20 protein-coding genes, 1 pseudogene and 1 riboswitch are annotated in these 24,042 nt (G+C 72.6%); of the genes and pseudogenes, 17 read left to right on the forward strand and 4 right to left on the reverse strand.

The genetic code is table 11. The features are described from left to right. Window positions 1–57: 57 nt before the first annotated feature. The 9 genes and pseudogenes from QP090_RS17835 (at window position 58) to QP090_RS17880 (ending at window position 11,426) form a co-directional block, all read left to right on the forward strand. Window positions 58–1,230 (forward strand): sensor histidine kinase, encoded by a 1,173-nt coding sequence (locus tag QP090_RS17835; protein WP_285940042.1) that lies wholly within the window; start codon window positions 58–60, stop codon window positions 1,228–1,230. Between the two features lie 47 nt (window positions 1,231–1,277). Next, window positions 1,278–1,988: a response regulator gene (locus QP090_RS17840; protein WP_285940112.1), complete on the forward strand. Its 711-nt coding sequence runs from the start codon at window positions 1,278–1,280 to the stop codon at window positions 1,986–1,988. Between the two features lie 191 nt (window positions 1,989–2,179). Next, window positions 2,180–2,953 (forward strand): ABC transporter ATP-binding protein, encoded by a 774-nt coding sequence (locus QP090_RS17845; protein WP_285940043.1) that lies wholly within the window; start codon window positions 2,180–2,182, stop codon window positions 2,951–2,953. A 4-nt stretch (window positions 2,954–2,957) separates the two neighbouring features. Continuing rightward, entirely contained in the window at window positions 2,958–5,453 is a 2,496-nt protein-coding gene (locus QP090_RS17850; RefSeq protein ID WP_285940044.1) for an ABC transporter permease, read from the forward strand. Between the two features lie 151 nt (window positions 5,454–5,604). Further along, the gene (locus QP090_RS17855; protein WP_285940045.1) at window positions 5,605–6,537 is read left to right on the forward strand and encodes a Rossmann-like and DUF2520 domain-containing protein; all 933 of its coding nucleotides are present in this window, start codon (window positions 5,605–5,607) and stop codon (window positions 6,535–6,537) included. Between the two features lie 99 nt (window positions 6,538–6,636). Further along, window positions 6,637–7,521 (forward strand): pantoate--beta-alanine ligase, encoded by an 885-nt coding sequence (gene panC, locus QP090_RS17860; protein WP_432763049.1) that lies wholly within the window; start codon window positions 6,637–6,639, stop codon window positions 7,519–7,521. Then, window positions 7,521–7,937 carry an aspartate 1-decarboxylase gene (panD, locus tag QP090_RS17865; protein ID WP_285940047.1) on the forward strand — a complete coding sequence of 139 codons (417 nt, stop codon included), beginning with the start codon at window positions 7,521–7,523 and terminating at the stop codon, window positions 7,935–7,937. Before panC ends, panD begins: the two co-directional genes overlap by 1 nt. A gap of 164 nt (window positions 7,938–8,101) precedes the next feature. Beyond that, window positions 8,102–10,620 (forward strand): annotated as a pseudogene (locus tag QP090_RS17870) (L-aspartate oxidase). Window positions 10,621–10,634: 14 nt separating this feature from the next. Further along, a complete protein-coding gene (locus QP090_RS17880; protein ID WP_285940050.1) occupies window positions 10,635–11,426 on the forward strand; it encodes a type III pantothenate kinase in 792 nt (263 codons plus the stop codon). A gap of 65 nt (window positions 11,427–11,491) precedes the next feature. Here QP090_RS17880 and QP090_RS17885 read toward each other — a convergent pair whose 3' ends face one another. Continuing rightward, window positions 11,492–12,790, reverse strand: a complete 1,299-nt coding sequence (locus tag QP090_RS17885) for an MFS transporter (RefSeq protein ID WP_285940051.1) — start codon at window positions 12,788–12,790, stop codon at window positions 11,492–11,494. A gap of 111 nt (window positions 12,791–12,901) precedes the next feature. Between QP090_RS17885 and QP090_RS17890 the strand changes: the two genes are divergently transcribed. Continuing rightward, a complete protein-coding gene (locus QP090_RS17890; RefSeq protein ID WP_285940052.1) occupies window positions 12,902–13,957 on the forward strand; it encodes a LysR family transcriptional regulator in 1,056 nt (351 codons plus the stop codon). After that, window positions 13,950–15,440 (forward strand): bifunctional lysylphosphatidylglycerol synthetase/lysine--tRNA ligase LysX, encoded by a 1,491-nt coding sequence (gene lysX, locus QP090_RS17895; RefSeq protein WP_285940053.1) that lies wholly within the window; start codon window positions 13,950–13,952, stop codon window positions 15,438–15,440. Before QP090_RS17890 ends, lysX begins: the two co-directional genes overlap by 8 nt. A gap of 246 nt (window positions 15,441–15,686) precedes the next feature. Here lysX and QP090_RS17900 read toward each other — a convergent pair whose 3' ends face one another. After that, a complete protein-coding gene (locus QP090_RS17900; RefSeq protein WP_285940054.1) occupies window positions 15,687–16,964 on the reverse strand; it encodes a cytochrome P450 in 1,278 nt (425 codons plus the stop codon). 83 nt (window positions 16,965–17,047) lie between these two features. After that, window positions 17,048–18,073 (reverse strand): LacI family DNA-binding transcriptional regulator, encoded by a 1,026-nt coding sequence (locus tag QP090_RS17905; RefSeq protein ID WP_285940055.1) that lies wholly within the window; start codon window positions 18,071–18,073, stop codon window positions 17,048–17,050. 555 nt (window positions 18,074–18,628) lie between these two features. Here QP090_RS17905 and QP090_RS17910 point away from each other — a divergent pair. After that, window positions 18,629–18,859, forward strand: coding sequence for a LuxR family transcriptional regulator (locus tag QP090_RS17910; RefSeq protein WP_285940056.1), 231 nt, complete (start codon window positions 18,629–18,631; stop codon window positions 18,857–18,859). A 263-nt stretch (window positions 18,860–19,122) separates the two neighbouring features. Here the strand turns inward: QP090_RS17910 and QP090_RS17915 are convergent, their stop codons facing one another. Next, window positions 19,123–20,037 carry an NlpC/P60 family protein gene (locus QP090_RS17915; protein WP_285940057.1) on the reverse strand — a complete coding sequence of 305 codons (915 nt, stop codon included), beginning with the start codon at window positions 20,035–20,037 and terminating at the stop codon, window positions 19,123–19,125. A gap of 99 nt (window positions 20,038–20,136) precedes the next feature. Then, window positions 20,137–20,303, reverse strand: a riboswitch (cyclic di-AMP (ydaO/yuaA leader). A gap of 268 nt (window positions 20,304–20,571) precedes the next feature. On the opposite strand from QP090_RS17915, the gene QP090_RS17920 reads away from it, so the two are divergent. The 5 genes from QP090_RS17920 to QP090_RS17940 all read left to right on the forward strand — a co-directional run. Next, window positions 20,572–21,102 carry an amino-acid N-acetyltransferase gene (locus QP090_RS17920; protein ID WP_432763050.1) on the forward strand — a complete coding sequence of 177 codons (531 nt, stop codon included), beginning with the start codon at window positions 20,572–20,574 and terminating at the stop codon, window positions 21,100–21,102. Window positions 21,103–21,105: 3 nt separating this feature from the next. Further along, a complete protein-coding gene (locus QP090_RS17925) occupies window positions 21,106–21,927 on the forward strand; it encodes an RDD family protein (protein ID WP_285940058.1) in 822 nt (273 codons plus the stop codon). 6 nt (window positions 21,928–21,933) lie between these two features. Further along, on the forward strand, window positions 21,934–22,557 hold the full coding sequence (locus tag QP090_RS17930; RefSeq protein ID WP_285940059.1) for an RDD family protein: 624 nt from the start codon (window positions 21,934–21,936) through the stop codon (window positions 22,555–22,557). 677 nt (window positions 22,558–23,234) lie between these two features. Next, a complete protein-coding gene (locus QP090_RS17935) occupies window positions 23,235–23,558 on the forward strand; it encodes a histone-like nucleoid-structuring protein Lsr2 (RefSeq protein WP_285940060.1) in 324 nt (107 codons plus the stop codon). Between the two features lie 352 nt (window positions 23,559–23,910). Further along, window positions 23,911–24,042: Clp protease N-terminal domain-containing protein (locus QP090_RS17940; RefSeq protein WP_285940114.1), on the forward strand; the 132-nt coding region annotated here is incomplete at its 3' end.

Below are 24,042 nucleotides of genomic sequence, written 5' to 3' on the forward strand. Positions count from 1 at the left end.
CCCGGGTCCGACTTCAGGCTGATCCCGTGCTGACCAGCGCGAACATACCCTGTGCCTATGGTGGGCAGAGCGTGGGAGTGGTGGCGCGGCAAGAAGCCGCTGGTGGACGCGGGGTTCGCGGCGCCGCTCCTGCTGCTGATGATCCCCGAGGCGGCGGGGGGCGGGGCCGGCGGGGTGGGCGGCTCGACGCTGATGCTGCTCGCCCTGTTCCTGGTGGGTCCGCTGGTCCTGCGGCGCACCTTCCCCCGCGCGTCGTTCACCGCGGTCGCGCTGGTCTGCTTCGCGCAGTGGCTGGCGCAGATGCCGCCGATCCCGGCGAACATCGCGATCCTGATGGGGCTGTACACCATCGCCGCCGACCGCTCGTTCCGGTGGGGGCTGGCCGCCGCGCTGGTGGTCGAGTTCGGCGCGGTGCTGGCGGCGTTCGGGTACGCGTCCGGCGGCGTGGACCAGCGGTTCACGCTGCTCATGCTCTCGGCCTTCGTGGCCGGGACGTGGATCCTCGGGCTGCACATGCGCACCCGCCGGGCGTACCTGCGCTCCCTTGAGGAGCGGGCGGCGCGGCTGGAGCGTGAGCGCGACACCGAGGTCCAGATGGCGATGGCCGCCGAGCGGGCCCGCATCGCCCGGGAGCTGCACGACGTCGTGGCACACAACGTCAGCGTGATCGTGGTGCAGGCCGACGGTGCGTCCTTCGCCATCCGGACCGACACCCGGCGGGCCCAGCAGGCGCTGGAGACGATCTCGGCGACCGGGCGGCAGGCGCTCGCCGAGATGCGCCGGCTGCTCGGGGTGCTGCGCGAGGGCGACGCCGGCGGGCCGTACGCGCCGCAGCCGGGCGTGGATCAGCTCGCCGACCTGGTCGACCAGGTCCGCGGCTCCGGGCTGCCGGTCTCGCTGGAGATCGAGGGCGTGCCGGAGGCGGCGTCGGAGGGCCGGCAGCTGACGGTGTACCGGATCGTGCAGGAGGCGCTGACCAATACCCTCAAGCACGGCGGCCCCCGTGCCACCGCCACGGTCCGGCTGCGCTATCTGGACGGCGCGATCGAGGTCGGCGTCGTCGACGACGGCCGGGGCGCCGCCGCGGTCGGCGACGGCCGCGGGCATGGCCTGGCGGGCATGCGGGAGCGCGCCGCGGTGTACGGCGGCGAGGTCCGGGCCGGACCTCGGCCGGGCGGCGGCTTCGAGGTGTCCGCACGGGTCCCGGTACGCGAGGAGGTACGCACGTGAGCGAGCTCGACGGGCCCGGAGGCGCGCCGGCGGGCGGCTGGGACGCGATGGAGGAGCCGCCCCCGATCCGGGTGCTCCTCGTCGACGACCAGGAGCTGGTCCGCGCGGGCTTCACCATGGTGCTCGACGCCCAGCCCGACATCGAGGTGGTCGGCGAGGCGGGCGACGGCGTCCAGGCGCTCGACCTGCTGCGCGGCACGGCCGTCGACGTGGTGCTGATGGACGTGCGGATGCCCCGGATGGACGGGATCGAGGCCACCCGGCGCATCACCCGCGCGGGCGGCCGTCCGGCCGCGGCCGGCGCCGGCCCGAAGGTGATCATCCTGACCACCTTCGACCTGGACGAGTACGCGTTCGCGGCGATCAAGGCGGGCGCGGGCGGGTTCCTGCTCAAGGACGCCGGGCCGGCGCAGCTCATGGAGGCGATCCGGTCGGTGCACTCGGGCGACGCGGTGGTGGCCCCGAGCACCACCAAGCGCCTGCTCGACCGGTTCGCGATGCACCTGCCGGACGCCGAGCGGGAGGCGAGCGGCGCGCTCGACTCGCTGACCGACCGGGAGGGCGAGGTGCTCCGACTGGTCGCGCGGGGCATGTCGAACGCGGAGATCGCCGGGCGGCTGTTCGTGTCGGAGGCGACGGTCAAGACGCACATGGGCCGCATCCTGATGAAGCTCGGGCTGCGCGACCGGGTGCAGGCGGTCGTGTTCGCGTACGAGACCGGCCTGGTGAGAAGCGGCCAGTCCGACCGCGACGAGTGACGGCGGCCCGGCAAGGTCGCCGGTGCGCGGGCGGGGTCGGCTGAGGGCTGACGGCGACGTACGACTCAAGTCGTACGCGGGCGGGCGCACCAGCCGGAGAGATGACTCCGGGCGTGGACGCTCGGGCGATGGCGGCGGGCGCGCGGGTTCCTAGCGTTGAACGGGATCACCCGAGTCGCTAAGGAGCCGCTGTGACCAGCACGTTCGCCAGTCCTCCCGGAGGTGCGCCCGGGACCGCCGCGGCGCCCGCCGTCGTGGCCACGGAGGTGACCAAGGTGTACGGCGCCGGCGGCGCGGCCGTGCACGCGCTGCGCGGGGTCAGCGTCGGGTTCGCCCGGGGCGCGTTCACCGCGATCATGGGGCCGTCCGGGTCCGGGAAGTCCACGCTGATGCACTGCCTGGCGGGGCTCGACACCGTCAGCGGGGGGAGCGTCGCGCTCGGCGACGCCGAGATCACCGGGATGAGCGACAAGCAGCTCACGATGGTGCGCCGCGAGCGGGTCGGGTTCGTCTTCCAGGCGTTCAACCTGCTGCCCACGCTCAGCGCCGAGCGGAACATCACGCTTCCGCTGGAGCTGGCGGGCCGCAAGGTCGACCAGGCGTGGTTCGAGCACGTCGTCGAGGTGGTCGGGCTGAAAGACCGGCTGAGCCACCGGCCGAGCGAGCTGTCGGGCGGGCAGCAGCAGCGGGTCGCGTGCGCGCGGGCGCTGGTCTCCCGGCCCGAGGTGATCTTCGCGGACGAGCCGACCGGCAACCTCGACTCGCGCGCCGGCGCCGAGGTGCTCGCCTTCCTGCGCTCCTCGGTGCGCGAGATGGGCCAGACGATCGTGATGGTCACCCACGACCCGGTCGCCGCCGCGTACGCCGACCGGGTGGTGTTCCTGCGCGACGGGCTGATCGTCACCGAGCTGTTCGAGCCGACGCCGGACACCGTGCTCGACCGGCTCAAGAGCCTGGGGGGTTGAGCCGATGCTGAGGACGACCCTCGCCGGCCTGCGGGCCCGCCCGCTGCGGCTGCTGCTCACCGCGGTCGCGATCACGCTGGGCGTGGGCTTCATCGCCGGCACGTTCGTGCTGACCGACACCATGGACAGCGGCGTCCAGCGGACGTTCGCGCGGTCGGCAGACAAGGTGGACGTCGCCGTCCGGCCCAAGGGCGGTTCCGGCGGAGAGCTGCCCGCGGGCCTGATGGAGCGCGTGCGGGGCGTGCCGGGCGTGACCGGCGTGCACGGGCTGGTCCAGGGCGACGCGGCGCTCGTCGGCCGGGACGGCAAGGCCGTCGGCGACGTCCCCACCGTCGGGATGTCGGTCCCGGACGGGAGGCTGCTGCGCTACGAGCTCGACAAGGGCCGGGTGCCGCGCACGCGCGCCGAGGCCGTGGTCGACTCGCGCACCGCCGGCCGCGAGCACTTCACCGTCGGCGACCAGGTCACGGTGCTCGACCAGGGCAACGCGCCGCACCGGTTCGCCGTCGTCGGCCTGGTCGACTTCGGCATCGACCAGGAGGCGAGCTTCCGGGGCGCGGTCGGGTTCGAGCCCGCGACCGCGCTGCGGATGACGGGCCGGAAGACCTACCAGGAGATCGACGTCCTCGGCGCGGACCGGGCCGCGGTCGCGGCGGCGGTGGGCGGCTCGTACGAGGTGCTCACCGGCGAGGAGCTCGGGGTGCGGCTGGCCGACTCTGCGGGCGCCGACACCAAGGTGATCCAGGCCGGGCTGCTGATCTTCGGGCTGGTCGCGATGCTGGTCTCGGCGCTGGTGATCTACAACACCTTCTCCATCCTGATCGCGCAGCGGATGCGGGAGATGGCGCTGCTGCGCTGCGTGGGCGCGACCCGCCGCCAGGTGTTCGGCGGGGTGGTCGCCGAGTCGTTCGTGGTCGGCGTGGTCGGCTCGCTGCTCGGGCTGCTCGCCGGGTACGGGATCGGCGCGGGCGCGATGGCGCTGTTCAACGCCTTCGGCGCGAACATGCCGACCGCCGGCGTGACGCTCGCGCCGCGCACGGTGGCGGTCGGGCTGGCCGTGGGCGTCGTCGTCACGGTGCTGTCGGCCCTGCTGCCCGCCCGCGCGGCGACGCGGGTGGCGCCGGTCGCCGCGCTGCGGAGCGACGCCGAGCCCGGCGCGGGCCGGTTCCGGCTGGGGTGGCCGCGGATCGTCGTCGCGGGGCTGTGCGCCGTCCTCGGCGTCCTGGCCGGGCTGGCCGGCGTCATGAGCGGGGAGAAGGGCGTGGCGTCGATGTTCGCGGTCGCCGGCGCCGGCGCGCTGGTGTTCCTCGCGGTGCTCGCGGTGATGCCGGCGCTGATCCGCCCGTTCGGGCGGGTGGCCGGGGCGATCCCGGCGCGGCTCGGCGGGGTGCCCGGCAGGCTCGCGGTGGAGAATGCGCGCCGCTCGCCGCGCCGGACCGCGACCACGACGATCGCGCTGACCATCGGCGTCGGTCTGATGAGCCTGTTCGCGGTGGTCGGGGCCAGCAGCAAGGCGAGCAGCGAACGGCAGCTCGACGCGCAGTTCCCGGTGGACTTCCAGATCCAGAACCAGTTCGGCGAGGGCGACCGGCGGGTCCCGCACGCGGTCGCCGCGCGGCTGGCCGGCCGGCCCGAGATCGGCGCGGTGATCGAGAAGCGGGAGAAGGACACCCGGATCGGCTCCGCCGACGGGACGGTCAACACCCTCGGCGGCCCTCCGCTCGGCACCGTGATCAAGCCGAGCTTCGTCAGCGGCTCGGCCGCCGACCTCCAGCCCGGCACCGCGCTCGCGGACAAGGACACCGCCGCGCGGCAGGGCCTGGCCAAGGGCCGGACCGTCCAGATCAAGACCGACCACGGGACCGTGCCGGTGCGGATCGCGGGGGTCTTCGGCGGCGACACGCCGCTGACCGGTCTGCTGGTGCCGGGCCGCGACTTCGACCGCTACTTCAGCGTGCGCGACCCCTCGCAGATCTACGTCAAGGCCGCGGACGGGGCGACCGCCGCCGCGGCGCGCGAGGCCGTGCAGGACGCGGCCCGCCCGTACCCGACGGTGAAGGTCGGCTCCGCCGCCGAGATCAAGGAGGAGTTCACCAAGGCCATCGACATGGTGCTGATGATCTTCGCCGGGCTGCTCGGCCTCGCCGTCGTCATCGCGCTGTTCGGCATCGCCAACACCCTCACCCTCTCGGTGGTCGAGCGGACCCGGGAGTCGGCGCTGCTGCGCGCCCTCGGCCTGACCAAGCGCCAGCTCCGCCGGATGCTCTCGGTGGAGGCGCTGGTGATGGCGGTGATCGGCGCGGTCACCGGGGTGCTGCTCGGCACGGTCTTCGGCTGGGCGGCCACCCGGGCGATGGCCGACGACGCGGTGTTCGCCGTCCCCTACCTCCAGATCGTCGGGTTCGTCGTGCTCGCGGGCGCCGCCGGGATGCTCGCCGCGGTCCTGCCCGCCCGCCGCGCCGCCAGAGCGTCCATCGTCGAGTCCCTCGCCCACGACTGACCCTCGCCCGAGGAGCACCGCGCGGGCCATGGTGCCGGGCGTGGCGCCGGGGCGGATCGGGGGCACGGCCCCGGTCCGCCCCCTGCCGTCGGGACGCGGGTACCCTGGACCGCGCACGTCCGGTACCTACCTGAGGACTGGAACGAGAACGATGGATCCACACGTCCCGCCGCTGTCCGCCACGCCCGGAAACGGGGCCGAGCCCCGGCCTGAGGACCGTCCTGCACGCCTGTCGGTCGGCATCGTCGGCGCGGGCCGGGTCGGCACTGCGCTCGGCGTGGCGCTCGCCCGCGCGGGGCACCGGGTGGTGGCCGCCGCCGCGGTCTCCGACCGCTCCCGGCTCCGCGTCCGGGACCGGCTCCCGGACGCCGCGCTGGTGGCGCCGCAGGAGGTCGTGGAGGCCGCCGACCTGGTGCTGCTGACCGTCCCGGACGACGCCCTGCCCGATCTGGCGGCCGGGCTGGCCGGGGTCGAGGTCCCCGTCGCGGGCAGGCTCGTCGTGCACACCAGCGGGCGGTACGGCACCGACGTCCTCGAACCGGTCACCCGGGCCGGGGGGCTGCCGCTCGCGCTGCATCCGGTGATGACCTTCACGGGACGTCCCGACGATGTGAGCCGGCTCACCGGCATCGCGTTCGGGGTGACCGCGCCCGAGCCGCTGCGGCCGGTCGCCGAGGCGCTGGTGCTGGAGATGGGCGGCGAGCCGGCCTGGATTCCCGAGGAGCGCCGCCCGCTCTACCACGCGGCCCTCGCCGGAGGCGCCAACCACCTGGTCACACTGGTCGTGGAGGCGATGGACCTGCTGCGCGCGGTCGGTGTCGCCGAGCCCGGCCGGATGCTCGGGCCGCTGCTCGGCGCCTCGCTCGACAACGCGCTGCGGCTCGGCATCGACGGCCTCACCGGCCCGGTCGCGCGGGGCGACGCGGGCACCGTCGCCGACCACGTGCGCGAACTGGGACGGGAGTCGCCGGAGGGACGCCGCGCCTACGTCGCGCTGGCCCGTCTCACCGCCGACCGGGCGCTCGGCGCCGGGATGCTCAAGCCCGAGGACGCCGCGCGGCTCCTCGAAGTGCTCGCCGATTGACCGAGGAGGATCCGTGAGCGACCGTCAGGGCGCCGACAGCCGGACCGGCCGCCGCAGCAGCGGCGCGCGTTTCAAGGGTGACCGCCGTCGCGGCGGCGGATGCCCGGGAGCGCGGCTGTGATGCCCGTCATCGCCACCGACCGGGCCGAGCTCGCCGCGGTCCGGGACGGCATGGCGGGCACGCTGGCGCTCGTGCCGACCATGGGGGCGCTGCACGAGGGCCACCGGTCGCTGATCCGCAGGGCGCGGCAGCTCGCCGACAGCGTCGCGGTCAGCATCTTCGTCAACCCCCTCCAGTTCGGCCCGGACGAGGACTTCGACCGTTACCCGCGCACGCTCGCGGGCGACATCGAGGCGTGTGAGGCCGAGGGCGTGGACGTGGTGTTCGCGCCCACCAGGGAGGCCATGTACCCGGACGCGCCGCAGGTCACGGTCCATTCGGGCGCGATGGGCGGGGTGGTGGAGGGCGCGGCCCGGCCCGGCCACTTCGATGGAATGCTCACCGTGGTGCTGAAGTTGTTCAATCTGGTGCGCCCGGACGTGGCGGTCTTCGGGGAGAAGGACGCCCAGCAGCTCGCGCTGATCGGCCGGATGGTCGCCGATCTCGACCTGCCCGTCGAGGTCGTGGGCGGTCCGACCGTCCGGGAGCCGGACGGGCTGGCGCTGTCGAGCCGCAACCGCTACCTCTCGGCGGCCGACCGGCGCACCGGGCTGGCCCTGTGGCAGGCGCTGCGGGCGGGTGCGGACGCGACCGCGGACGGCCCCGGCGCGGTGCTGGACGCGGCGCGCGCGGTGCTCGGCGAGGCCGCGGACGCCGAGCCCCCCTTCGAGCTCGACTACCTGGTCCTGGTCGATCCGGCCACGTTCACCGAGGTCGCCCCCGCGCACGCCGGACCGGCGGTGCTCGCCGTGGCGGGCCGGGTCGGCGCCACCCATCTGATCGACAATATTGCCCTCCAGTTCGGCACCGCGAAGGAGTCCTGATGTTCCGGACGATGTTCAAGTCGAAGATCCACCGTGCCACGGTGACCCAGGCCGACCTGCACTACGTGGGTTCGCTGACCATCGACCAGGACCTGCTGGACGCCGCCGACCTGCTGCCCGGCGAGCAGGTGCACGTGGTCGACATCGACAACGGCGCGCGGCTGGAGACCTACCTGATCGCGGGCGAGCGCGGCTCGGGCGTGATCGGCATCAACGGGGCGGCGGCCCGGCTGGTGCAGCCCGGTGACCTGGTGATCATCATCAGCTACGCGCAGCTCAGCGACGCCGAGGCCCGCGAGTTCCGGCCGCAGGTGGTGCACGTGGACGGCGCCAACAAGATCATCTCGCTGGGCTCGGACCCGGCCGAGCCGGTCCCGGGTGCCGCCGGGCTGCGCGGCGACCTGATCCACGGCTGACGTCCATAGGAGCATCCCCCGGCGCGCAACCGTCCGGCCGGAGCGGCCGCACTGCCACCTCCACGGGTGGCGGTGCGGCCGTTCCGCCGTTTCCGGGGGGTCGGGCGCGGGGCCGCCCCGGGGTTAATGTCACAATGACGAGAATCGAGCCCCGAGGAGGGCGAATGATCCCCCGTCTTCTCGCCGCACCCGCCCCCGGATGGACCGCGGACACCGACATCGTCGTGATCGGGTCCGGCATCGCCGGGCTGGTCGCGGCGCTGCGCTGCCGGCCGCACGGACGGGTGCTGCTGGTCACCAAGGCCCTGCTGGACGCGGGCTCCACCCGCTGGGCCCAGGGCGGGATCGCCGCCGCGCTGGCGCCGGACGACACTCCCGCCGAGCACCTGGCCGACACCCTCACCGCCGGGGTCGGGCTGTGCGACCGCGACGCGGTCCGGGTCCTGGTCGACGAGGGGCCGGACGCGGTCCGGCGGCTGATCGCGCTCGGCACCGAGTTCGACCGCTCCAGCGCCGGCGACATCGCGCTGACCAGGGAGGGCGGCCATCACCGGCGGCGGATCGCGCACGCGGGCGGCGACGCGACCGGGGCGGAGATCAGCCGCGCCCTGCTCGCCGCGCTCAAGGACGCCGACGTGGAGGTCATCGAGCACGCGCTGGTGCTCGACCTGCTGCGCGACGCGGGCGGGCGGGCCACCGGGATCACGCTGCACGTGATGGGCGAGGGGCAGCCCGGCGGCGTCGGCGCCGTGCGCGCCCGCGCCGTCGTCCTCGCCACCGGCGGGCTCGGGCAGGTGTTCTCCGCCACCACCAACCCGGAGGTGTCCACGGGCGACGGCGTCGCGCTGGCGCTGCGGGCCGGCGCGGACGTCGCCGACCTGGAGTTCGTCCAGTTCCACCCGACGGTGCTGTGGCTGGGCGAGGGGGCGCGCGGCCAGCAGCCGCTGATCTCCGAGGCGGTCCGCGGCGAGGGCGCCCATCTGATCGACCACGCCGGCGGGCGGTTCATGGCCGGCCGGCACGAGCTGGCCGAGCTCGCCCCGCGCGACGTCGTCGTCAAGGGGATCATGACGCGGATGCGGGAGACGGGCGCGTCCCACATGCTGCTCGATGGCCGGCACTTCGGCGCCCGCATGTGGGAGCGCCGCTTCCCGACCATCCTGGCCGCCTGCCGCCATCACGGGATCGACCCGGTGAACGAACCGATCCCGGTCGTCCCGGCCGCGCACCACGCAAGCGGCGGAGTGAGGACGGACCTGTCCGGACGCACGTCCGTGCCCGGATTGTTCGCCTGCGGCGAAGTCGCCTGCACGGGCGTGCACGGGGCCAACCGTCTGGCGTCCAACTCCCTACTGGAGGGCCTGGTCTTCGCCGAACGCATAGCCGCCGCCCTAGGGGACGAGCTCGCCGCGTCGCCCGTCCCGGACGAGTTTCCCCCTATACACGCCGCAGAGGGGACGCTCGTCGACCCGTCCGTACGGGGCGACATCCAGTGGACGATGACCGCCCGGGTCGGAGTCCTGCGCCGTGCCGGCGACCTGGCCGACGCCGTCCGCGACCTGGACCGCCTGGCGGAGCCGCATCCCGCGGGGCCGTCCGAAGGGGCGCGTCCAGGTGTGGCAGCGTGGGAGGTCACCAACCTGCACACCGTGGCGTCCGCGATCGCCCGCGCCGCGCTGCGCCGCGAGGAGACCCGGGGCAGCCACTGGCGGGAGGACTTTCCCGACCGCGACGACGCCGCCTGGCGTGGCCGCCTGACCACGCGCCTGGGCGGCGCCGGAACCCTGACGACCACCTACCGGCCCGAGGCCCCCGAGGAGAACGCATGACACCGGAACTGGACGCGAAGCTGCGGGCCGCAGGGCTCGATCCACAGGCTGTGGAGAACCTGGCGCGCGTCGCGCTCGCCGAGGACGGCGAGATCGACGTCACCAGCGAGCCGATCTTCTCGGCGGAGCAGACCTCGACCGGCGACTTCACCGCCCGCGAGGCCGGCGTCGCCGCCGGGATCCCGGCCGCCGAGACCGTCCTGGAACTGCTCGGCGTCCACTACGAGGCCAGGGTCGCCGACGGGGACCGGATCGCCGCCGGGGACGTGCTGATCTCGGTCTCCGGCCCGACCCGCGCGGTGCTGCGCGCCGAGCGCACCGCCCTCAACCTGCTCACCCACCTGTCCGGGATCGCGACCGCCACCCGGCGCTGGACCGACGCGATGGCGGGCACCAAGGCCAGGGTCCGGGACAGCCGCAAGACGCTGCCCGGCCTGCGCGCCCTCCAGAAGTACGCGGTGCGCTGCGGCGGGGGCGTCAACCACCGGATGGGGCTGGCCGACTCCGCGCTGATCAAGGACAACCACGTGGCGGCGGCCGGGTCGGTCACCAAGGCGTACGAGGCGATCCGCGCGGTCTACCCGGCCCTGCACGTGCAGGTCGAGTGCGACACCCTGGCCCAGGTGGAGGAGGCGCTCGCGGCCGGGGCCGGGTCGATCCTGCTGGACAACATGTCGATCGCCGACATGACCGAGGCGGTCCGGCTGGTGGCGGGCCGGGCCGAGCTGGAGGCGAGCGGCGGGCTCGGTTTGGACGGGGCCCGAGACGTCGCCGTGACCGGTGTGGACTACCTTGCTGTGGGCGCGTTGACCCACTCGGCCCGCGTGCTCGACATCGGCCTTGACTTCTCCTGATCAGCGGGGACCGGATGCTGCTCACCATCGACGTCGGTAACACCAACACCGTCCTCGGACTGTTCGAGGGCGAGGAGGTGATCGAGCACTGGAGGATCAACACCGATCCGCGGCGGACCGCCGACGAGATCGCGGTGGTGCTCCAGGGCCTGGTCCAGCAGAGCCCGCTGCTGGCCGACACCGACATCAGCGGCATCGCGCTGTGCTCGACCGTCCCGTCCGTCCTGCACGAGATGCGGGAGATGTGCCGCCGCTACTACGGCGACGTGGCCGCAGTGATCGTCGAGCCCGGCGTCAAGACCGGCGTGCCGGTCCGGATGGACAACCCCAAGGAGGTCGGCGCCGACCGCATCGTGAACGCGCTGGCCGCCGTGCACCTGCACGGCGGCCCCGCGATCGTGGTCGACTTCGGCACCGCCACCACCTTCGACGCGGTCTCGGCCAAGGGCGAGTACGTGGGCGGCGCGATCGCGCCGGGCATCGAGATCTCCATCGACGCGCTGTCGGCCCGCGGCGCCCAGCTGCACAAGATCGAGCTGGTCCGGCCGCGCAGTGTGATCGCCAAGAACACGGTGGAGGCGTTGCAGTCCGGCATCATCTTCGGCTTCGCCGGGCAGGTCGACGGCATCGTCGAGCGCATGACGGGCGAGCTCACGGGCGAGCCGGACGAGGTCACCGTCATCGCGACCGGCGGCCTCGCCCCCCTGGTGCTGGAGGAGTCGCGCAGCATCGACACCTTCGAGCCCTGGCTGACCCTCGTCGGCCTGCGCCTGATCTACCAGCGCAACATCGGCGGCTCCGGCTGACCGGCCGGCCGCGGGCCGCCGCCGCCCGCCGCCGGGCCGTCCAGGCGGTCCGTCCAGGCGGGTGATCAGACGCCCGCCCGGCGGGACACGAGGGTCACGTACAGCGCCGACAGGCCGCAGAGCGCAGCCAGGCAGAGCAGCAGGGCGACCATCGGGACCAGGTGGTTCAGCGCGGTCAGCACGAGGGGCGTGAACATCCCCACGTAGATCAGCGCGTAGGCGACGGCGGTGAGGCCCGCCAGCTCGCCCGGCCTCGCGATGCGGGCCACCTCGCCCAGGCTGTAGGTCAGGATGAACCCGTATCCGGCGCCGAGCAGGATCGCCGCGACGGTGTTCAGCAGCGGCTGCCCCAGCGCGACCGTCAGCGCCGCCACCAGCATCCCGGCCGTGACGGACCCCAGCCCGGCCTGCGCGACCAGCCGCGTGCGGCGGGCGTCCAGGCGCCGCGCCACGGGCTGCGCCGCCATCCCCGCGCCGAGCGTGATCGCCGTCATCAACCCCGTGTACGCGATCCGCAGGTGCCCAACGGGAGCCTCGACGGGGAGCACGGTGAACGCGGTGACGGGCGCGGCGAAGGCCCAGACCGCCACCGGTGCGATCCTCCGCCTGAACGCGGGATCCCGGACGCCCGTCCCCCGCCGCGGCCGATCCGGGACGCTCAGGACCGGGGCGGGTCCGCTGGGCGCGGTCATGGTCCCGGCGGCCGTGCGGGCGCCGCCGCCGTCGGGCACCGGCGCGCCGGCCGGGGGCGCGGACGGCCCGCCACCGGGGACGACGGCGGTCTCCGGCCGGATGGCCCGCGGCCGGGTCTCAGGGACCCGGAACGCCAGCGGGACGCCCACCAGCATGATCAGCAGATGCGGCAGGTAGGCGGTGACCAGCGGGTTGGGCGCCCACTGCGCGATCAGCGCCGAGGTCAGCGGACCTGCGCCGAACCCCGCCGAGACGGCCAGGGCGGTGAGCCGGGTGCCCGACGCAGGAGAGAGTTCCTTCACCCACGCAGTACCGGACGCGAGCACGGCCCCAGTGACGATGCCCGCTAGGAAGCGCCCCGTGTAGAGCAGCCAAGGGGCGGTAGCGCCCGCCATGAGCACGAGGGTCACCAGGACGGAGACGGAGGCGAACGGGAGGGCCAGCCGCCGGCGTCCGTACCGGTCGGATGCCGGGCCGCCCAGCGCGAGACCCGGCACGAGGGCGACCGCGTAGATGCCGAACATGGCCTGGGCACTCCCGCCGCCCAGATCGAGCCGTTCGGTGTAGAAGGCCAGGAGAGAGGCGAACTGGTTGGCGCCCCAGCCCACGCCGAACATCAGCAGCGCCACTGGGCGCCAGGCGGTGGACCGGGCTGGACGTATGTCTGGCATGGAGTCCTGTCTAGAAGGCGTCCGGCCAGGTCCGGGAGAGACTTCACGTTTCGTGAATCGAGGTGGCATCCGGGCACTGAGGGCGAATCGGGCGATAGGTACGGTTGGCGCATGGAGCTCCGTCAACTGGCCTCGTTCCTCGCGGTCGTTGAGGAGGGCCAGTTCGCGAAGGCGGCGGCCCGGTTGTTCCTGTCGCCGCCGGCGGTGACGGCGCACGTCCGGCAGCTCGAACGGGAACTCGGCGTGGACCTCCTGGAACGCTTCCCGCTGCGGCTGACGGCGGCCGGTGAACGCCTCGTCCCGCACGCGCGCGAGGCGCTCAAGGCCGTCCGGGCCGCCACCGACTCCGCCGCCGATCCCGCCGCCGACCTGAAGGACGGTCCGAGGCCGCTGCTGCGGATCGGCGTGATGGGCCACGGGTCGGCCGAGCTGACCCCCGCGATCGTGCGCGCGTACCGGCGGGCCCGGCCCGAGACGCGGCTGGTCGTCGAGAGCCTCGACTTCACCGAGCACGTGTCGGCCCTCGTCCGGCACCGGGTGGACGTCGCGTTCGTGCGTCCCGCCCCGGGCGACGAGCGGGTCGAGGTGGACGTGCTGACGACCGAACCGCGCATCGTCGGCGTCTCGGCCGCGAGCGCGGTCGCCGAGGACGGCACCGCGCGGCTGGCCGACGTCCTCGACCTGCCGTACGTGAAAGTGCCCGGGTGCACGCCGCAGGTGTTCAAGGACTACCTGTACTTCGCCACCGCCCGCGGGGGTGAGCGCCCGCGCCGCGGCGTCGACCAGGCGCGCAACCCGCAGGAGGTGCTGCTCAGCATCGCGGCCGGACGCGGGGTGAGCTCGGCGCTGTGGTCGTTCGCCCGGTTCTACCCCTGGCCCGGGGTGCGGTACGTGACGATCGCGGACGCGCCGTGGGACGACAGTGTCCTGGCGACGCGCCGCGGCGACCCGCGGCCCGAGATCGCCGCGTTCCGGGCGCTGGCGGTGACGATGGCCCGCGAGCTCGGCCCCGTCCTGCTCCCGCCCCCGCCCGCGTCCCCGCCACCCGCCCCGCTCGAGCTGCCCGCGCCGTCGGGATCGGCCGCGCCGCCCGCGCCCGCCCGAGCCGCCGTTCCCAAGTCGTTCGCGGGGCATCGCGGCGGGTCGATAGCCTTGAGCCGTGAGTGACGAGACCTACGACGACCTCCCGGAGCAGATGCGCGTGCGCCGGGAGAAGCTCGACCGGCTCCGAGAGAGCGGTATCGACCCCTACCCGGTGACCTTCCCCCGCACCGCGGCCCTCGCCGCGATCCGGGAGAAACACCCGGACCTGGAGCCGGGCACCGAGACGGGCGACACGGTCGGCGTCACCGGTCGCGTCATGCTGATCCGCAACACCGGCAAGCTGTGCTTCGCCACGATCCGGGACGGCTCCGCCGAGATCCAGGTCATGCTGTCGCTGGCCAAGGTGGGTCAGGACGCGCTGGACGCCTGGAAGCGCGACGTCGACCTCGGCGACCACATCGGGGTGGAGGGCGAGGTCATCACCTCCCGCCGCGGCGAGCTGTCGATCATGGCGGACCGGTACGCGATCACCTCCAAGTGCCTGCGCCCGCTGCCCGACAAGCACGCCGGCCTCACCGACCCCGAGGCCCGGGTCCGGCAGCGCTACGTCGATCTGATCGTCAACGACGAGGCGCGCCGGATGGCGCACGTCCGCAGCGCCACCGTGCGCGCGGTCCGCGACTTCTGGCACGAGGAGGGGTACCTGGAGGTCGAGACCCCGATGCTCCAGCCGATCCACGGCGGGGCGGCGGCGCGGCCGTTCAAGACCCACATCAACGCCTACGGCATGGACCTCTACCTGCGCATCGCGATCGAGCTGTACCTCAAGCGGCTCGTGGTCGGCGGCATCGAGAAGGTCTTCGAGATCAACCGGAACTTCCGGAACGAGGGCGCCGACTCCACGCACAACCCCGAGTTCACGATGCTCGAGGCGTACGGCACCTACCTCGACTACAACGACATGGCCGACCTGACCCAGCGGATGTACCAGAAGGCGGTCGTCGCCGCGCTGGGCACCTCGGTGGTCGTGCACGACGGCCGGGAGATCGACCTCGGCCTCGCCGAGTGGCCGCGGATCACGCTGTACGGGTCGGTGTCGGAGGCGCTCGGCGAGGAGATCACCCCGCACACCTCGATCGAGGCCGTGCACAAGCTCGCCGAGGCCCGCGGGATCGAGCGGGACCCCGCCTGGGGGCAGGGCCGGCTCGTCCAGGAGGTCTTCGAGGAGCTGATCGAGCACACGCTCGTCCAGCCGACGTTCGTGATGGACTACCCGGTGGAGACCTCGCCGCTGACCCGGCAGCACCGCGACGAGCCGCTGCTGACCGAGAAGTGGGACCTCATCGGGTTCGGCACCGAGCTCGGCACCGCCTACTCCGAGCTGGTCGACCCGATCGAGCAGCGCCGCCGGCTGACCGAGCAGTCGCTGCTGGCGGCGGGCGGCGACCTCGAGGCCATGCAGCTCGACGAGGACTTCCTGCGGGCGCTGGAGTACGCGATGCCGCCGACCGGCGGGATGGGCGCCGGCATCGACCGGATGATCATGGCCTTCACCGGCAAGAACATCCGCGAGACCATCCTGTTCCCGCTGGTCAAGCCGGAGTAGCCGGCTCCCGCCCCGAGAGTCCGCCCCGTCCCACCGGGCCCGGCCGCCCATTCCGGGTGGCCGGGCCCGGGCGGTGGGCCCGGGCGGCGGGCGGGGTGGGCCGGACGGGCTCCGCGGCCCTCTGGCCGCCGTACACGGCCTCGGGGCGCCAGCGGGCACCCGGGATCAAGCCAGTGTTCCCTGGCGGCGTAACGGCCGGATGCGCCGCCGCGACGGCCGTCCAGAGCGCCCCCACGAGCCGGACGGCTACTGGCCGACGACCACGGGGAGAGCGGTCAGACCGCGTAGTACGAGATTGTCCCTGTACACGAGGTCGTCGTCCGGTGCGAGCGTCACCTCGCGCTCGAACAGCTTCTGTAGCGCGATCTGCCCCTCCAGGCGCGCCAGCGGTGCGCCCAGGCAGAAGTGGATCCCGTGGCCGAACGCCAGGTGGCGCGGCGCGTCCGAGCCGTACCGGGTGAGGTCGAGCCGATCGGGGTCGGCGAAAACGGACGGATCGCGGTTGGCGGCGCCGGTCAGCAGAAGGACCATCTCGCCCTGCCGCAGTGCCGTCCCGGCGATCTCGACGTCCTCCAGCACGGAGCGCAACGTGAGCTGGACAGGCGGGTCGTACCGGAGCAGCTCCTCCACCGCGTCCGGCACCTCCTCGGGGTGCGCGCGGAACCGCGCGAGCCCGCCCGGCGAGCGCAGCAGCGCGAGCGCGCCGTTGCCGATCAGGTTGACCGTCGTCTCGTGCCCGGCGACCAGCAGCAGCACGCAGGTCGCCAGCAACTCCTCCTCGGTCAGCGCGTCGCCCCCGTCGGAGACCGAGACCAGCGCGCTCAGCAGATCGGGCGGCTCACCCGGCGACGAATCGTCCGGCGACGGCTCACCCGGCGGCGGCTCTGCGCGGCGCCGCGCGACCAGCTCGCGGAAGTACGCGGCGAACTCGGTGCGCGCCTCGTCCCGCCGGGCGATCTCGTCGGCGGGCATCAGGAAGTCGGGGTCGAGGCCGCGGGCGAGCGCGTCCGACCAGCCCTTGAACAGGTCGCGGTCCTCGGGCGGGACGCCGAGCAGCTCGCTGACGAGGATCACCGGCAGCGGGTACGCCAGCGCGCCGATCAGGTCGGTCTCGCCGGAGATCCCGGCCAGCAGCCCGTCCACCAGCTCTTCGATCCGGGGCCGCAGCCGCCGCACCAGCCGCGCGGTGAACGCCTTGCTCACCAGGCGCCGCAACCGGGTGTGGTCGGGCGGGTCGAGGGTGAGGAACGACCGGTTCCGCCCCACCTGCCCGCGCCAGACGCCGCCGCTCTCGGGCCGGTGCCCGAACCGCGGATCGCGCAGCACCCGCTCGCACAGCCCGTGCGAGGTGGTCACCCACAGCCCGGCCGGGGTCCGGCACAGCGGACCGCCGGCGGCGAGCCGCCGGTACTGGGCGTACGGATCGGCGTGGAAGGCCGGGGCGAACGGGTCGAAGCCGAGGACCGAGGCGGCGTCCACCGCCGGCCCGCCCGCCTTGACCACGTTCCCCATGAGTCCAGTCATCCGGATCTCGGACGCGCTGTCAATAGCGTCGCCCCGGCTCGCCCCGCTCCGAGCGGTCCGGGGCGGTCCGGGGCGGTCCGGGGTCAGGCCGACTCGCGGATGAGCAGCTCCGGGGTCAGGACGATCTGCCGGTGCCGGTGCGAGCGGCCCTCCGCCAGTTCGGCCAGCGCCAGCTCGGCCGCCTCCCAGCCGAGCTCGCGGCGCGGCTGGCGGACCGTGGTCAGCGGCACCGCGGCGCTGGCGGCCAGCTCGATGTCGTCGTAGCCGATCACCGCCATGTCCTCGGGCACCCGCACTCCGAGCCGGGTCAGCTCGTTGATCAGGCCGATCGCCAGCAGGTCGTTGGCGCAGAACACCCCGGACGGCACCGGCGAGCCCTTGAGCAGCCGCTGCGCCGCCGCCTGCCCCTCGGTGGGCGACAGCGCCTCCTGGACGAGCGTCAGCGGCGGCTCCAGCCCCGCCTCGGTGATGACCCGCGCCGCCCCGTCGCGCCGTTCGACGCAGGGCTGCGGCTCGGGGACGCCGGTCACGAACGCGATGCGCTCGTGCCCGAGGCCGAGCAGGTGCGCGGCGGCGATCTCGCCGCCGGCGACGTGGTCGACCTGAGCCGAGCAGACGTCCGGCCCGGCGTGGTCGATCAGCACCACGGTCATCCCGGCCGAACGCAGCCGGGTGATGCCGGCCGGGCCGAGGCCTACCGGGATGACCAGCACCCCCGCGGCGCGCTGCTCCTCCAGCAGGTCGAGCGAGCGCCGCTCCTTCTCGGCGGAGTGGTCGCTGGTGAGCCAGATGGCGTCGTGGCCCGCCTCGTTGAGGGCCATCTCGGCCCCGCGCGCCACATCGGTGGCGTAGGGGTTGGCGAGGTCCTCGACGAGGACGCCGAACGCCCGCCCGCGCGCCTTCCTGCGCGGCTCGGGCTCGGTGTCGTCGGGACCCTGGCGGAGCCGGCGGGCCGACTCGTTGCGGACGAATCCGAGCTCCTCGATCGCCGCGCGCACGCGGTCACGGGTGGCTTCGGCCACGAGGTCTGGCCGGTTTAGGACATTCGAAACCGTCCCAACTGAGACTCCGGCACGCCTGGCTACCTCGCGAATACTGCTCTGTGGCAACTCACTCCTCGTCGACCCCGGATCTGTTTTCGCAGGTTGTCGAGTTTTCCATGACAAGCCCCGGAACAGCTGGTCACGACCGGTCGCCATACGAGCGCAGATAGTACTTAACCAGCGCTTGACGGGCCGGATCCGGCCGCCTAGCGTTCCGAGCCGAAGCGTAGCTTGAAACGATTCACGATCTTCGTCCGAGACGAGACCGGCGAATCGCACGAGAAGGGACGGGAGTAGATGGCTGGCGGTCGTGACCCGTCCCGGACAAAGACGCACCCCTCCCCGGCGTGCCCGGCCGCGGTGTCGCGGCCGAGCCTGTCGCACCCGGGGGTGCGTCCGTGTTCGGTTGGCCAACGACTGAATCGTCACCCGGAGTTCCTCCAGGGGACCCCGCAATCGGCCTTTCGGCCAACTCCGGCCAAGCACGCGCGACGGCAAAGGAACCCGATGATCTAAGTCCGGCAGTCCGGACCCGGCAACCCAACGCGTACAGATCTACCCGTGCCTGTGCAGCGGACGGCTGCATCCCCGCGGTCATCACCACGGACGAGGGAGGACGGAGTGGAACAGGCCATACTCACACGTCGCGGCACCGACGATCCGCGTCTGAACGAGGAGGAGATCCGGCTTCTCGCCCAGATCGCCAGCGGTGTCACGGCCGATGTGGCCGCGCGCAAGCTCGAACTGAGCGCACGCACCTTGAGACGCCGGCTGCGGACGATCTGCGACCGGCTCGACGTCAACACCCCTATCGAGGCCGTGGTGTGGGCGGCCCGAAGGCAGCTCATCTAACCGGCACGATCGGCGCCCGCCCGGGGGAACGGCGGGCGTCTCCAGGCAGACCGGCGGCCGAAGAACACGACGAATTCCGTCCGACCCCGCAGCGGCGACGTCGACGTCCTGACAGGTAGGTCCCTGTAGGAGGCGTCGCCGCGGACGTGATTCGTCCCCCGAGCCCGCCCGTACCGCCCGGACGGGGCCGCGGGTTCGCGGCACGGCTTCGCGGCACGGTGCTCGCTCGATCGTCTCGTCAGTCGCGCGGGTGCGGGTGCGGGTCAGGCGACCCGGACGCCGCCGGCGAACGGCCGGCCGCCCATCGGGGCGATCTTGACGACGTCACCGGTCTGCGGGGCGTGCAGCATCTTCCCGTCGCCGACGTACATCCCCATGTGGTGCAGGTCGCCGTAGAAGAAGACCAGGTCGCCGGGCTGGAGCTGGCTCCGGGAGATGCGCGTGCCCGCGTTCCACTGGCTGCCGGTGTAGTGCGGCAGGCTGATGCCGACCTGCTTGTAGGCCCACATGGTGAGGCCGGAGCAGTCGAAGGTGGTGGGGCCGGAGGCGCCCCAGACGTACGGGCGGCCGATCTTGCCCATCGCCAGGCGGAGTGCCTGGGCGGCCTTGCCGGAGCCGATCACGGGGAGCTTGGCGAGCTGGGTCGGGTCCTTCTTGACCAGCTTGCCGCGGACCTTCTCGTAGGTCTCGGTGACCTTCTTGCGCTGCGCTTCGAGTTGCCCGCGCAGCTGCGACACCTGCCGGGCGCGCTCCTCGGCGGCCTTGCGCGCGCGCTGGGCGGCCTGCATGGCCTGCATCAGGCCCTGCACCTTGGTGCCGTCCTGGGTGGCGAAGTAGCTCAGGGTGGCGGACTGGTCGAGTAGGGCCTGCGGGTCCTGGGATGCGACGAACGAGGCGGTGGGGTCGGTGCCGCCCTGCATGTAACTGGTGGCGGCCAGGCTGCCGACCTTGTCACGGATGCCCTTGAGCGACTGCTCCTGGCGCTTGGCGTTGTCGGTGGCGACCTTCGCGGCCCGCTGCGACTGCTGGAGCTTGACCTTCAGGCCGTTGTACTGCTCGGTGAGCTGCTCGAGCTGGTCGGCGAGCTTGGTCGCCTGCGCCTGGAGCTCCTTGGTTGACGGCTCGGGGTCGGCGTGCGCGGCGACCGCCGGTGGAGCGAGGGAAAGGGCGAGGAACACGCCGGCCGCGGTGGCGGTCCTGGCGCGGAATCGAGCGGCCCGGCCCGCACGCGAGCGTGCGGAACCCGAAAAGAAAGCAGGGCGCGATGACTCCACGAATTCTCCCTCCTCGCCCGCCTACCGAGTTAGCTGACGGGTTCGGGCCGGAGCAGCCCTTCCGCGACCCGGGCGGGAAGCGGATTCACCCCAGTCGGCGCCGGTCACGGGGGAGGTGTCCCCCGAACCGTCCGAAGTGGGTTCCCGGCTCCTCGGGGCGCTGGGAACGGCCCGCGGACTCGGCGGTTCGGCCGCCGCGCAGCGGTGGCCGATGTCAGCGCAGGACACTAACGGAGTCGGCAATGGATGCCAACCAGAACCCGTGAAATCCCAGGTGAGGGCCGCCGGTTCGGGGCGCGGTGCCCGGTTCTGTCCGGGGTGAGATGTGTTCTCCGTCACCTTTTCTGATGGACGGTCCGGCGGTGACGTGCCCGTCACCAAGCGTAGGAGCGTGCCGACAACTGCCAAAGGGGCGGTGTTCGATAGTCTCGCCTGTTTGTGGAAGTTGTGATCAGGCGTGCCCGCACCGCCGACGTCCGGGAGATCCGCAGGCTGGTCGATCTGTACGCCGGATCGGGACGACGCCTGCTCCGGAAGACCACCGTCGTCCTGTACGAGGACGTACAGGAGTTCTGGGTCGCCGAGGACGTCCAAGGTGTCCGGGACGGGGCCCCGGGACGGATCATCGGCTGCGGCGCCCTGCACGTGATGTGGGAGGACCTGGCGGAGGTGCGGTCCGTCGCGGTGGAATCGGGGCACGGCGGCCGGGGGATCGGGCATCGCATTGTGAGCCGTCTACTGGAGACGGCGAGAGAACTCGGTGTCCGGCGGGTGTTCTGTCTTACCTTCGAAGTGGAGTTCTTCGCGCGCCACGGCTTCGCGCCGATCCTGGGCACTCCAGTGGCGCCAGAGGTGTACGAGGAGCTCCTCCGCTCCTACGACGAAGGTGTTGCAGAGTTCCTGGACCTCGACCGGGTGAAGCCGAATACGTTGGGCAACACCCGGATGCTGCTTCGCTTGGAGGACTGACCGATGAGTGAATCCCCCCACCGAGGACGGCCGTACCAGTCGCCCCCAGGCGGTGGCCCGTCGTACGGCCCGCCGCCCACCTACCAAGGTGACCAGTGGCAGCAGCAACCCGCGCAGCACCAGGGACAGCAGCCGGCCACGCAGCAATGGCAGCAGCAGCCGCCTCAGCAGGAGTGGCAGCAGCAACCCCAGCAGCAGTGGCAGGAACCGTCCTATGACCAGTACGGCGGCTATGACGACCCGTCCGCTGGGGCGGATCTGCCACTGGCGCCGATCCTCCGGCGCGCAGCCGCGCGCATCATGGACAACGCGCTCGTCGCGGTGTTCGGGTTCGCCTTGGTGTTGCCGATCGTTGTGGGGACGATCGGCCTGGACACCCCGGGCAGTAAGGCCGGCAGTGAGGGCGGCATCTGGAACTGGCCCATCATCTTCACCCTTTTCTGCGTGCTGTCGGTGCTGCCGTTCCTGTACGAGTCGGTTCAGCTCGCGATGTGGGGGCGGACGCTCGGCAAGCGCGTCATGCGTCTCGGCGTCGTGCAGGTCCGTCCCGCCGGAAGCCCGCTTTCCACGACGCAGGGCGTCTGGCGCGCCGCCATCACGCATGTCGGCTACCAGATCGGCGTGTTCTTCTTCCTCATCCTCTCGGTGAAGATGTGGAGCTACTTCGCGTACGGGATGGCGCTGGTGTGGGCGGGCGCCCTGATGGCCTATCTCTGGGCGATCTGGGACCAGCCGCTGCGCCAGGCGCTGCACGACCGCTTCGCGGGCACGCTGGTGATCGATGAGCGCGTCGGGTACGACGAGTACCCCGAGTACGAGGAGTAAGAGCGGATGGCCGCGCCGAGTTCGGCGCCCAGCCCCGAGGACCCCTCGGGGCTGCCGCCCGCTCCCGCCCAGAACGCCCTCAGGCTCGCCGAGCCGGGCCAGCGGCTGGTGGCCCGCATCGTCGACACGCTCATCGTTGCACTGCCCGTGGTGGCGGTCGTACGGGCTCTGGTGCCCGGCGGCGACACCGACGTCGTGGCTCCGCCGGCCGTCGCCGTCGCGCTGCTGCTGTACGAGGCCGTCCAGCTCGCCGCCTGGGGCCGGACGCTCGGCAAGCGCTTCGCGGGCATCGAGGTCGTCCAGGACACCGAGGCCCTCCAGGACCCCGCGGTTGTTCAGGACGCTGAGGCCATTCCGGACCCTGAGGTCGTTCCGGACCCTGAGGTCGTTCCGGATCCTGAGGCGACTCCGGAGGATGCCGACGAGCGGCTGACGCGTGGGCCGGGCGTGCTCCGGGCCCTGCTGCGCGCGGCGACGTACGCGCTGCCGATAGCGGCGCGGCCCGTGCCGGTCTTCGGCGTGCTCGCCGGCGTCTTCTGGGTGGCGAACGCCGGGCTGATGTACGAGGGAACCCGCCGCCAGGCCCTGCACGACCGTCTTGCGGGCACGATCGTGGTGAAGTGCCGGTAGGGCTGGTTTTGCCGGGCCTATCTCCGATATTTGGATCGATTGTGGCCGCCCGCGTTCCGTATGCATCCCGCCCGGCTCGTATCCGCTGCGTTTCACTCTGCGGAACAACAGCGGCGAGACGGTCGATGGCAAGAGATTTCGCCCTGCCCGTGCTCGCCGTTATCTGTCGACATCAAGCTCCGTCGGTATGCCCCGCAACCCCTACGGGGCGGGGGTTGCGGGGTGGTGACACATTCCCTGCCGCGGCACGGTTAGTGTCGTTACGTCAGGGTTAATCGATGAGTCTCGGGGTGGATGGTGCCCCGTCCCGTTAAGGTGGCCCTCGGTCCCATTTCTGTCTCCGCGGACTCTCGGCGCGAAAGCCGGGTGCCCGCGGACCTGGTCCGATGCTCATCCGGCGGCCCCGGCCGGCGTGCCGCCCAGTGACCTGGATCACCCGAAAACCCGGGGTCACCACCATGGCGCCCGACAATTCGCGCCCCCCGGTGACCGGAGCGGCTCCGGCCGGGACCCGGCCTGCCCGGCTATCGCCCCACGGCCGATTCGGCGAGCCCGATTACGATGAGTTACCGCCAGGGGAAGGAAACTTCGGCGCCCGACTTGAATTGTCATCGGCGACGATCGCGGTATATCTTTGGCCACCGAATGCAGTTTGCTCCAGCGAAAGGTCTGTCCCCATGGCACAGAAGGTTCAGGTGCTTCTCGTCGATGACCTCGACGGTGGCGAGGCGGACGAGACCGTAGCGTTCTCGATCGACGGCGCCTCCTACGAGATCGACCTGAGTGGCGCCAACGCAAAGAAGCTGCGGGATTCTCTCCAGCCGTTCGTGGAGAAGTCCCGGAAGGCCGGCGCGGCCACCCGCCGCCGCCGTCAGCGCGGTGCGTCCAGCCGCGAGCGCAGTGCCGAGATCCGTGCCTGGGCCAAGAACAATGGCATCAAGGTCAATGAGCGCGGCAGGATCCCGGCCCACGTGATCGAGCAGTACGAGGCGGGGCACTGACCCCTCCGCCCGGCGGCCCGTCTCCTGGTTGAGGCGGGCCGTTCGCTTATGGCGTAGTGCCCTGGGGGTTTGTGCCGCCCAGGCCGGAGGTACACCCGGCCGCGAGGCCGGAGAACGGTTCCCCGGCGGCCCTGCTCCCGGGCGGTGCGGTCCCCGCGAAGGCCCCGTTCGCTTGGGGCGTAGTGGGAACATGACACACCGACGCGGTAGTTGGATGAGACTGAACAGTGCTGAGCGGGGGAACGTCACCTGGTGGAGTGCACCGGGCGGCCTCCTCGGGGCGGGCTAGCTTGCGGAAGGACGGGTCCGGACGTTCCGGGCTCTGCCCTACCGCTCTGTGAGGAGCGACGAGATGTTCGAAAGGTTCACCGACCGTGCGCGGCGGGTTGTGGTTCTGGCTCAGGAAGAGGCCAGGATGTTGAACCACAACTACATCGGGACTGAGCACATCCTTTTGGGTTTGATCCATGAGGGTGAGGGTGTG

Source organism: Actinomadura xylanilytica (assembly GCF_030283145.1).
GTDB classification, from domain to species: domain Bacteria; phylum Actinomycetota; class Actinomycetes; order Streptosporangiales; family Streptosporangiaceae; genus Spirillospora; species Spirillospora xylanilytica.